Here is a 9,278-nt window from a genome sequence, read left to right as displayed (position 1 = left end):
ACCTGCCATGCTACACTCTTCCCCCACCCCACGCTCTTCCCATCTCTCCGGGTCCGGACCGTCGGTGGCCTGCCGGACCTCGCGTCCGGCAGGCCGGATCCGCAAGGCCACGAAGCGGGAGTACATCCGTTTGAAGCCGCTGCGGCCGGTGCCGGGCCGGGAGCCTTCCCGCCACTGCACCCCTCGTGCGGCCTTGCGGCCCGCCGCGATGACCAGCTGCTTCACCGACTGCGGCTTGTCGGGGTACTTCTCCACCGGCGGGCGTCCGGTCCCGGAGTACGGCTCGGCCACCGGCACCGCCTCGCCGGGCTGGGCCGACAGCGTGGTGGAGATCCCCACCACATAGTTCAGGCCGCGGGCCTGCGCCCCGTGCCGGAACGCGGCAGCGTCGCCGTACCCGGCGTCCGCGACGGCCAGCGGCACCTCGATGCCCCACGAGCGGGTCTCATCGAGCATGTCCAGGGCCAGCTGCCACTTCTCCACGTGACCGACATCGTCGGGAATCCCGCAGGCCGTGCGACGGGCGGCCTTGTCCGGATCGGCCTCCGGAGAGGCGGGATCCCAGGTCCGGGGCAGGAACAGCCGCCAATTGACCGCCGTCGAGGCGTGGTCGTGGGCCAGATGCAGCGAGACACCGACCTGACAGTTGGTGACCTTGCCCGCCGTGCCGGTGTACTGCCGCGACACGCACACCGAAGCGTCCCCGTCCTTCAGGAAGCCGGTGTCGTCGAAGACCAGTGCGGTGGGCCGGATGGCCGTTTCCATCGTCCAGGCCAGCCGCGCCCGGACATGGGCCGGATCCCACGGGCTGGTCGTGATGAAGTTGGCCAGTGCCTGGCGGTTGCCGTCCGCTCCCAGCCGGGCGGCCATCGGCTCGACCGACTTCCGCTTGCCGTCCGTCAGCAGTCCCCGCACGTAGACCTGCCCCCACCGGCGCTGATCATTGCGCGCGAACGGCTCGAACATCTCCGCCGCGAACGCCTCCAACTCAACACGTACAGCAGCAATCTCGTCCGGAGTCACACACCCTCAACGCCACACCCCACCTGCAGGACACGCACCACCACAGCCAACCTGACCAAGCACTACTAGGGCTTGCCGGGAATCAACACGTCGCGAGTCGGTCCCACTCGCTGCCCGTGGCCCGGTTCCAGATCGACTCGCCCTCCTCGTCAGGCGCGTTCCTGATGAACTCGGCCATCTCGTGCAGGGCCACCTGGGCGGCCAGGGCGTAGTCACGCCGGTAGGAGACGGCGAGCCAGCGGGCCTACGCCCCCGCGAACCCGCGTTCACACAGTCTCAACCAATCCCGGATGTCCCCAGCACACACCGCGCCCCGAACCTCAACTACACCCCCCGAAACGACATCACGGGTACAGCGACGTGCGGGCGCTGACCCTGAGCGTGGCTATCGGCAAGGTGCACGGCCTGGCGGTAGCCGAGGAGCCCGCGGCCGGGGCATCGCCAGCTTCCTACTGAAGCGGGCCTGGCAGGTCTACGACCTGCTCGACTACTTCCTGCTGTATGGGTCCTTCGAGACCGACCGGGACCTGGGCGCGTTCTACAAGGGCTGCGGATACGCCGTCCACGCCCCCGATGAGGGATTCCTGCTCGAGCGGATCAACCTGCCCTTCGGTATCCACGCCGGCCCCGACCAGTGCGTGTTCACCCGCTGGAGGTCGCCCCGCTGAGTGACCCGCTGCCGCACCGCGCCGTGGGCGTGGTGACCAGTGGGCGGGCTGCATCGTTGAACACGGCACGCGTGCATGAACATCCGCCCCCGCGGATACGCGAGGCTTCGAGTGCGGCGAGTAGACCCGCACTCGCGGCCGCGCAGTCCGACGCCGCGGTGCCAGCCTCCCGCTCGGCGCCAGGTATGACGTCATGCGCGTGACGGCCTGCGCGAAACGCCAGCGAGCCCCAAACCTGTGGTCCGGGTGTGTAGCCGGAGATCGGCAATGGTCTCCGGCTACCCGACCGTGGACGAGGCCCGAGCGGATGACCAGCGGCACGTCCCGAGCGGCGGCTGTCCCTGGACGTACTCCCGGTCACGCCGAACTGACCTCTGCCCACGTTGCAGATCCTGCGCGACGAACAGGTGGATGGCGGTCAACTCGGGGCGGTGTCCGGGGAACTTTACTAAGGTGGCGGGCAGTTCACCCTTGTGTCACCCACAGCAGGAGAACCATGGAGATCGCCATCACGGTGCGGGACGACGGTGGCCAGGTCGTCACCGACGACCTCAGGGGCTGGCTCGGCCGTCAGCGTGAGTTGCGTGGCCGTATTCAGCGGGGTTCCGCGGCAGCGCGGCCGACACTGGACACCATGGGCGCGGAAGCCGAACTCATCACCTTGCTCCTCGCCCCGGGAGGCGTGGCCACAGTGCTGGCGGCAGCGGTCGTCGCATGGGTGCAGAATCGCAGCGGCAGTCAGACGGTCACCATCACTCGAGCGGACGGCACCGAGGTCACTGTAACCTCGGACCGGGTCAAGGGGCTCACCGCCCAACAGACGAGTGAACTCGCCCAGCAGATTGCGGGATCCCTCATGCCGCAGGCCCAGCAGACCGACGGCGCCGCAGACGCCAACCCTCCGGCCGTCCGGTCTGCTGATGCTCCCGGAACGGGAACCCGGCCGGCCACCGGCTCGTCCGTGTCCGACGGCTGAGGACGCAGGTCCGTGACCCAGCCGCACTGCACCGGTGATCTCGCGGGGCCCGGCGCACGCGCTGTGGTCGTCGGCACAGCCCTCCACTCCAGCCCCTCCGCCCCTCCCAATCTTCCCAGCGTCGGGGCCACGGCCCGCGACCTTGCTGATGCCCTCCGTGAGGTCTGCGGCATGGATCCGGCGCAGATCACGCTCGTCGTCGACCCCCCGGACGAGGGCACCGTCATGGAAGCCGTCGAGGAGGCCGTGGACCAGGCCCGGGGCCTGGTGCTCTTCGCCTACATCGGGCACGGTCTACTCGGACCGCAGGACCAGTTGTACCTCGCCACCAGCGCCAGTTCCAGCTCAGGGATCGCCCGCTCGGTCCCGTACCAGTCCATACGGGACACGCTCAGCGCCAGTGGTGCCCGCACTGCTGTCCTCCTCGACTGCTGCTTCTCCGGCCTTGCCGACGCCGCTTCACGAGGATCGCTCCGCGATCCATATGTCTCCGCTCGGCCCACCGGCAGCTTTCTGCTGACATCCGCGTCGAACTACGCGGTTTCCTTTGCTCCGAAGGGTCAGCGCCACACCCTCTTCACCGGGAAGCTGCTGACCCTGCTCCGGGAGGGCGACCCCGCCGCACCGGCCTTGCTGACCCTGGACGGCGTGTACGCCCACCTCGACCGCATTTTCCAGGACGGGCCGGTGCGTCCCCACCGGCAGAGCGAGGACCGGGCCGGTGACCTCGTCGTCGCTGCCAACCGCGCCTACAGCGCCGGCCCCGCGGCGCAGGAAGCACCACCACACCCGGCAGACGGCACGTTTTGCCCCTACCCCGGCATGGAGCCGTTCCGGCCCGAGGGCCACGAACGGTTCTTCGGACGCGACATGCTCGTTGCCGAGCTGATCCAAGCGGTGACCGAGCCCAGCGATCCGACGAACGGAATGGGACGTGGGCCGGTCGTCCTCGTCGGCGCCTCGGGTGTCGGCAAGTCCTCGATCCTGCGGGCCGGACTGCTGGCCGGTCTCGAGCGCCGCTACGAAGCGAATCCGGTCACGCCGTGGCCGGCCCTGTTGCTAGCATCCCCCGGACCGCGCCCACTGCGTGCGCTCGCCACCCTGTGGGCAGAGGCCTCCGGTCGACCCCGGGAGAAGATCGAGCACCAACTGGGCGAGGGGCGTCTGCCTGATGGGGACTGTCGGGTGTTGGTGGTGGACCAGTTCGAGGAGGTCTTCACCCGGTGCCGGGACCATGAGGAACGCGCCCGTTTCGTCCGCGCCCTGTGCACCGGTGCGGGGAGCGGTGGCCCTTGTGTCGTCCTGGGACTGCGTGCCGATCACTACGGCAGTTGCCTCGACCACCCCCCGCTCATGCGGGCCCTCGACAAAGGACAGTTGATCGTCCCGCCCATGGACGAGCAAGGGCTGCGGGCAGCGATCGAAGGCCCCGCCCACAACGCAGGACTGCGATTGGCGCCCGGGCTCTGCGACCTGCTGCTCCGGGACACCCGGGAAGGTGGCGGTCGCGACCTCGGCTCCGCGCTGCCGTTCCTTGCGCACGCGCTCCGCCAGACCTGGGTACGTCGCGAAGGGGCCACGCTCACCCTGTCCGGATATGCCGACACCGGTGGGATCTGGGAATCCGTGGCGAGTACGGCCGACGAAATCTACGAATCGCTCGAGGGGCCAGGCCGCGACGACCTGCGTGAGCTGCTTCTGAGCATGGTCACTCTCGCCAGCAGCACCGATGAGCCGGTGCGCCGCAGGATCGGACTGGACGAACCCGTCGAGGGGCGATCACGGAAACAGCGGGACAGGATGGTCAGCGTACGCGACCGGCTGGCCCAGGCCAGGCTGATCACCGTGGACCGGAATGCGGTCCAGATCTCCCACGAGGCACTTCTGCGAGCCTGGCCGAGGCTGCGCCGCTGGATCGACGAGGACCGGGCCGGGCTCGTGATACGCCAGCAGCTGGCCGACGCAGCCGACGCCTGGGATAGTGCCGGGCGAGAGTCCGCATACTGCTACTACGGCACACGACTGGCCGCACTGACCGAATGGCTGCGCGAGAAGCGGCATGGGATGCTGCTCCGCCCTCTCGACCACGAGTTCGTGGCTGCCAGCCGCGAGTTCGACAATGACGAGCGAGAGCGCGAACGTCGCCAGCTGGAAGTGGAACGACGCCAAGCGCGCAGACTTCGGCTCCAGGCGCGCCGGCTGAAGCAACTTCTCGGGGCGGCGGCAGCGCTGCTGTGTATGGCGTTGATCGCCACGGGGATCGCACTCCAGCAGCGGTCGAACGCCCGGGACAGCGGGCAGATGGCGCAGAACCGCCAACTGCAGGCGGCCGCCCGCGCGAGCGTCGGAACCGACCCCAAGTCGGCGTTGCTCCTGGCCGTCGCCGCGTTTCGAGGGGCCCCGTCGCCCCAGAGCAGGGCGACACTGTTGGACGTGCTGAGCGGGATGCAGTACGCGGGCTCCGTCGATGCAACGCGCAATATGGTCGACTCGCTGGCTTACGGCGACGACGGTCGGACCCTGGCAGTGGGTGACGGCCTTGGAGTCGTCGGCCTGTGGGATACGTCCCGTCCTGGCGAGCCGCGGCAGCTGGCCGAGGTCGTAGCGAAGAATTCCGGCTTCAATGGGGATCCTGCGGCCTGGATCGGCGCCGGCAGATCCCTGCTCCTCACCGGTGCGGACACCGAGGCCTCCCTGGGCAGGTTCTCGCTCGCGGACCCGAGCCACCCCCGGCCCTTGGGCAGGATGCCGCTGCCGATGCAAGGAGTCATGGAGAAATCGGAGTTCAGCCCTGACGGCCGGATGCTGGTCACATCCAATGGCTGGGAGACCACGCTGTGGTCCATAGAGCCCGGCCGCGGCACCGGGCGTTCCCGTGCGTCGATTCCGCAACGGAAGAGCAACGTCCAGGCCGCGGCCTTCGGACCCGACGGCAAGCTCCTGGCACTGGGCCTGCAGAACGGCACAGTGGAACTCTGGAACGTCCAGGACCCCGACCGCCCGCGCAGCATCGGGGTACTCGACGGCACCGGCGGGCCCGTGCGCGCACTGACAATCAGCAGGGACGGCCGTACCCTCGCCGCCTCGTCCAGCGACGCCCAGGTCAGGCTGTGGAACGTCGCCCGGCCCGCCGAGGCCCGCCGCATAGCGGTGATCAGCGGCCACGGCGGCCCGGTGACAGCGGTCGCGCTCAGCCGGGACGGCCGTCTCCTCGCGGCGGGGAGCACGGACCACACGGCGACTCTGTGGGACATCTCCCAAGCCAGGCCCGTCCGTTCCGCCGTGTTCACCGGACACAACAACACCGTGTCGGCACTCGCCTTCTCACCCGACAGCCGCACTCTCGCCAGCGGCGACAAAGACGGCTCCGTCTTCTTCTGGTCCCTGCGGGACCGGCTGGCCCCCACCGTCACCGGGCGGCCCTTCACGTCGCCCGCACCCGACTACTACCGGTACTTCGAGTCGGGCACCCCGAACGCCCTGGCCCCCGATGGGGATCTACTGGCCATGGTGACTGCGGAGCGCCAACTGAGCCTCGTCCCGTTGACGGGACCCTCCGCGGGCCGACGCGCAGGCACCATACGGACGGATGCGCCCGTGAGTCTCGCGTGGGGCGGGCACTGGTTCTCGGCGGACGGCGCCCGCCTCGCTGCCGAAACACCCGAGGGCACCGTGACCGTATGGAACGTGAAGGATCCCGCACATCCCGTCCGGGAGTTCCAGCTGAAGGTCGCCCCGCCCGGTACCCGTGTCAGCGTGGCCTTCTCGGAGTCCGGCGGCCTGATGGCGGTCGGCGCGAACCGCACCGCGACCCTGTGGGACCTGTCCCGGCCGGACCGGCCTCGACGGCTGGGCACCGCCAAGACGAAGAGCGCCATCACCCCGGACGTCATGTTCGACCCGAAAGGCCGGATCCTGGCAGTGGGCACCACGCTGTATGACGTGACCGACCCGCGTGCGCCCAGTTGGCTGTCGGAACTCCCTCACCCTGACGGGGACAAGGGCCCGCTGCACGCCACGCCGCAGACATTCTCCCCCGACGGCAGGACTCTCGCTCTGACGGTGCCCGCCCGGAGCGGCGTCCTCTTCGACGTGTCCGACCCCAGGAAGCCCCGCTTCCTGAGCTATCTACGCAACGGCAGTGACACGGGGCCCTACTCGTTCAGTCAGGACGGCAGGCTGCTCGCGGGTACCGGCTCCGGCGCCCAGGTGCTCACCTGGGACGTATCGGATCCTGCCGCGCCACACCCTGTCACGTCGCTCACACTCGACGAGCAGGCATGGTCGCTCACACTCTCTCCCGACGGCAAGGTCCTCACCACATACGACGCCACAAACACCGCCACACGCTGGAACATCGAGCAACTCAGCGCGACACTTCGCGATCCCGTCGCTCGCGCCTGCCGCCTCGCCGGGGCCAACCCCACCGCCGCCGAATGGAAACAGATCGCCCCGGGTGTCCCCTTCCAACGCGTCTGCCCCAGCCTTGCTGCCGCGCCCACACCCAGCGCGCTTTCCATTTTCCCCCTCTTCTCAACCCCAGTTCCCGCCGGGAACTGACGGTTCCAGGTCACCGCCTGGTGGAACGGCAGCAGGTGGCAGACATGCCGCAGGTACGGTGGGGGTGGCCTTTGGTTGGAGCTTCCCCTTGATCTTGGACACCTGGAAACTGGGACGTGAGAGCCCAGAGGAAGCAGTGCCAGGTGGGAAGCAAGTACACGAAGCGGTACTCGGACGAGTACAAGCGGGACGCGATCGAGCTCGTGCGGTCGTCGGGTCGGACGGTGACCGAGGTCGCGCGGGAGCTCGGGGTCAGCTCGGAGTCCTTGCGGGGCTGGGTGAAGAAGGCCCGCACCGCTCAGGACACCGGATCCGGTCCCGTGGCCGGGCGGGCCGGGCAGAGTGCCGACGACCGGGACGAGGAGCTGAAGCGGCTGCGGAAGCTGACCGCTGAGCAGGCGAAGACGATCGAGATCTTGAAAAAAGCGACGGCCTTCTTTGCGAAGGAGAGCGACCGGTGAGCGCCATATGCCGGTTCATCCACGCAGAGAAGGCGAACTACCCGGTCACGCTGCTGTGCAAGGTAATGAAGACCGCGCGGTCCACGTACTACGCGTGGGTGGCCGGACGGGAAGCCCGCGAAGCGCGGCGGCGGGCCGATCAGACCCTGGCGCACGAGATCACGGTGATCCATCTCGCCTCCCGGCGGAACTACGGCGTCCCGCGCGTCACCGCCGAACTGCGCCGGCAGGACCGGTTGGTCAATCGCAAGCGGGTGGCACGGGTCATGCGGGAGCACGGCATCGTCGGGAACAGCCGGCGCACCGGCCGCCGCAGTCTGACCAAGGCCGACACCAAAGCCGCCCCGTAGCCGGACTTGATCGGCCGGGACTTCACCGCCACCCGCCCCGGCACGAAAATCGTCGGGGACATCACCTACATCCCCACCGCCGAGGGCTGGCTCTACCTTGCCTCGTGGCTGGACCTGGCCACGCGCGAGGTCATCGGCTACTCGATGGCCGACCACCACCGCGCCGAACTCGTCGTCGACGCGCTCGACATGGCCGCCGCACTGGGCCGCCTGGAGCCCGGCTGCGTGATCCACAGCGACCGCGGATCGGAATACACCTCCCGCCAACTGCGCGACAGAATCTCCATGTTGGGGCACAGGCAAAGCATGGGCCGGACCGGGAGCTGCTTCGACAACGCCGCCGCGGAGAGCTTCTGGGCCGTACTCAAAGAGGAGATCGGCACCCGCTTCTGGCCCGACCGCGCGACCGCCCGCGCCAGCATCTTCGACTTCATCGAGAGACCCCGTTGCCCAATTGGGTGAATGCCTGTGATCTCGGACTTGGTGGGTGGTTTTGGGGTGGAGCCTGAGATCGGAGGCTTGGGTGGCAGGCCTGCGGTTCGATCTTGGGGTGGAGGGCTGGGTGTCGATGCGGGCGGACTCGGGTCGGGAGGTACCTGAGGAGACGCGGATGGTGGCTCGGGCTGCGTTTCCGAAGGGCTGTCTGGCGATGCGGGTGCGGGACGAGCTTGGTCCGCTGTTCGACGACGAGATCTTCCGGTCCGCGTTCGGCGTCCGTGGCCGTCCTGGTGTTGCGCCGGGGCAACTGGCCTTGGTCAGTGTGCTGCAATTCGCGGAGAACCTGACGGATCGCCAGGCCGCCCACGCGGTACGCGCGAGAATCGACTGGAAGTACTTGCTCGGCCTCGGCCTGGCCGATCCCGGTTTCGACTTCACCGTGCTGACCGGCTTCCGTGACCGTCTCCTGGCTCACGGGCTGGAGGAGAAGATCCTGGACTTGCTGTTGGAACGGCTCAACGAACTTGGGCTGGTGTCCGGGCGGGGCCGGCAGCGCACCGACTCCACTCACGTGCTCGCCGCGGTGAGGGATCTCAACCGTTTGGAGTTCGTCGGCGAGACGCTGCGGGCCGCCTTGGAAGCGGTTGCCGTCGCGGCGCCCGAGTGGCTCACCTCCTGGATGCCCCGGGCCTGGCAGGAACAGTACGGGAGCCGGATGGACTCCTACCGACTGCCGAGTGATGAAAGCGAGCGGACGCAGCTCACCTGGCGCATCGCGGCCGACGGCTACCAGTTCCTCGAA

The 9,278-nt window shown here is 68.7% G+C and carries 8 protein-coding genes; 7 read left to right on the top strand and 1 reads right to left on the bottom strand.

Annotated elements, in window-relative coordinates:
• Positions 1–1,023 (bottom strand): IS701 family transposase (locus tag ACWCQ6_RS34260; RefSeq protein WP_451095980.1); only part of this gene is annotated, 1,023 nt, incomplete at its 3' end.
• Positions 1,024–1,313: 290 nt separating this feature from the next.
• Here ACWCQ6_RS34260 and ACWCQ6_RS34255 point away from each other — a divergent pair.
• From ACWCQ6_RS34255 to ACWCQ6_RS34225, 7 genes are all read left to right on the top strand, one after another.
• Positions 1,314–1,691: a hypothetical protein gene (locus ACWCQ6_RS34255; RefSeq protein ID WP_451095978.1), complete on the top strand. Its 378-nt coding sequence runs from the start codon at positions 1,314–1,316 to the stop codon at positions 1,689–1,691.
• Between the two features lie 496 nt (positions 1,692–2,187).
• Complete coding sequence (locus ACWCQ6_RS34250; protein ID WP_451095976.1) at positions 2,188–2,667, top strand: effector-associated constant component EACC1; 480 nt, start codon at positions 2,188–2,190, stop codon at positions 2,665–2,667.
• A gap of 12 nt (positions 2,668–2,679) precedes the next feature.
• Complete coding sequence (locus ACWCQ6_RS34245) at positions 2,680–7,227, top strand: caspase, EACC1-associated type (protein WP_451095974.1); 4,548 nt, start codon at positions 2,680–2,682, stop codon at positions 7,225–7,227.
• Positions 7,228–7,370: 143 nt separating this feature from the next.
• Positions 7,371–7,688, top strand: a complete 318-nt coding sequence (locus tag ACWCQ6_RS34240; RefSeq protein ID WP_451095973.1) for a transposase — start codon at positions 7,371–7,373, stop codon at positions 7,686–7,688.
• Positions 7,685–8,038, top strand: coding sequence for an IS3 family transposase (locus ACWCQ6_RS34235; protein WP_451095971.1), 354 nt, complete (start codon positions 7,685–7,687; stop codon positions 8,036–8,038). The genes ACWCQ6_RS34240 and ACWCQ6_RS34235 overlap by 4 nt, the downstream gene beginning before the upstream one ends.
• A 6-nt stretch (positions 8,039–8,044) precedes the next feature.
• Entirely contained in the window at positions 8,045–8,500 is a 456-nt protein-coding gene (locus ACWCQ6_RS34230) for an IS3 family transposase (RefSeq protein ID WP_451095969.1), read from the top strand.
• Positions 8,501–8,561: 61 nt separating this feature from the next.
• On the top strand, positions 8,562–9,278 hold a 717-nt coding region (locus tag ACWCQ6_RS34225), incomplete at its 3' end, for a transposase (protein ID WP_451095967.1).

The sequence above is a fragment of the Streptomyces sp. NPDC001880 genome (assembly GCF_053594575.1).
Note: the sequence above shows the minus strand (reverse complement) of the source record. Positions and strands in the feature narration are given on the sequence as shown.

Coding starts and splice junctions, on each gene's coding strand:
- ACWCQ6_RS34255 (WP_451095978.1), top strand. CDS start 1,314: ATGTCCCCAGCACACACCGCGCCCCGAACCTCAACTACACCCCCCGAA.
- ACWCQ6_RS34250 (WP_451095976.1), top strand. CDS start 2,188: ATGGAGATCGCCATCACGGTGCGGGACGACGGTGGCCAGGTCGTCACC.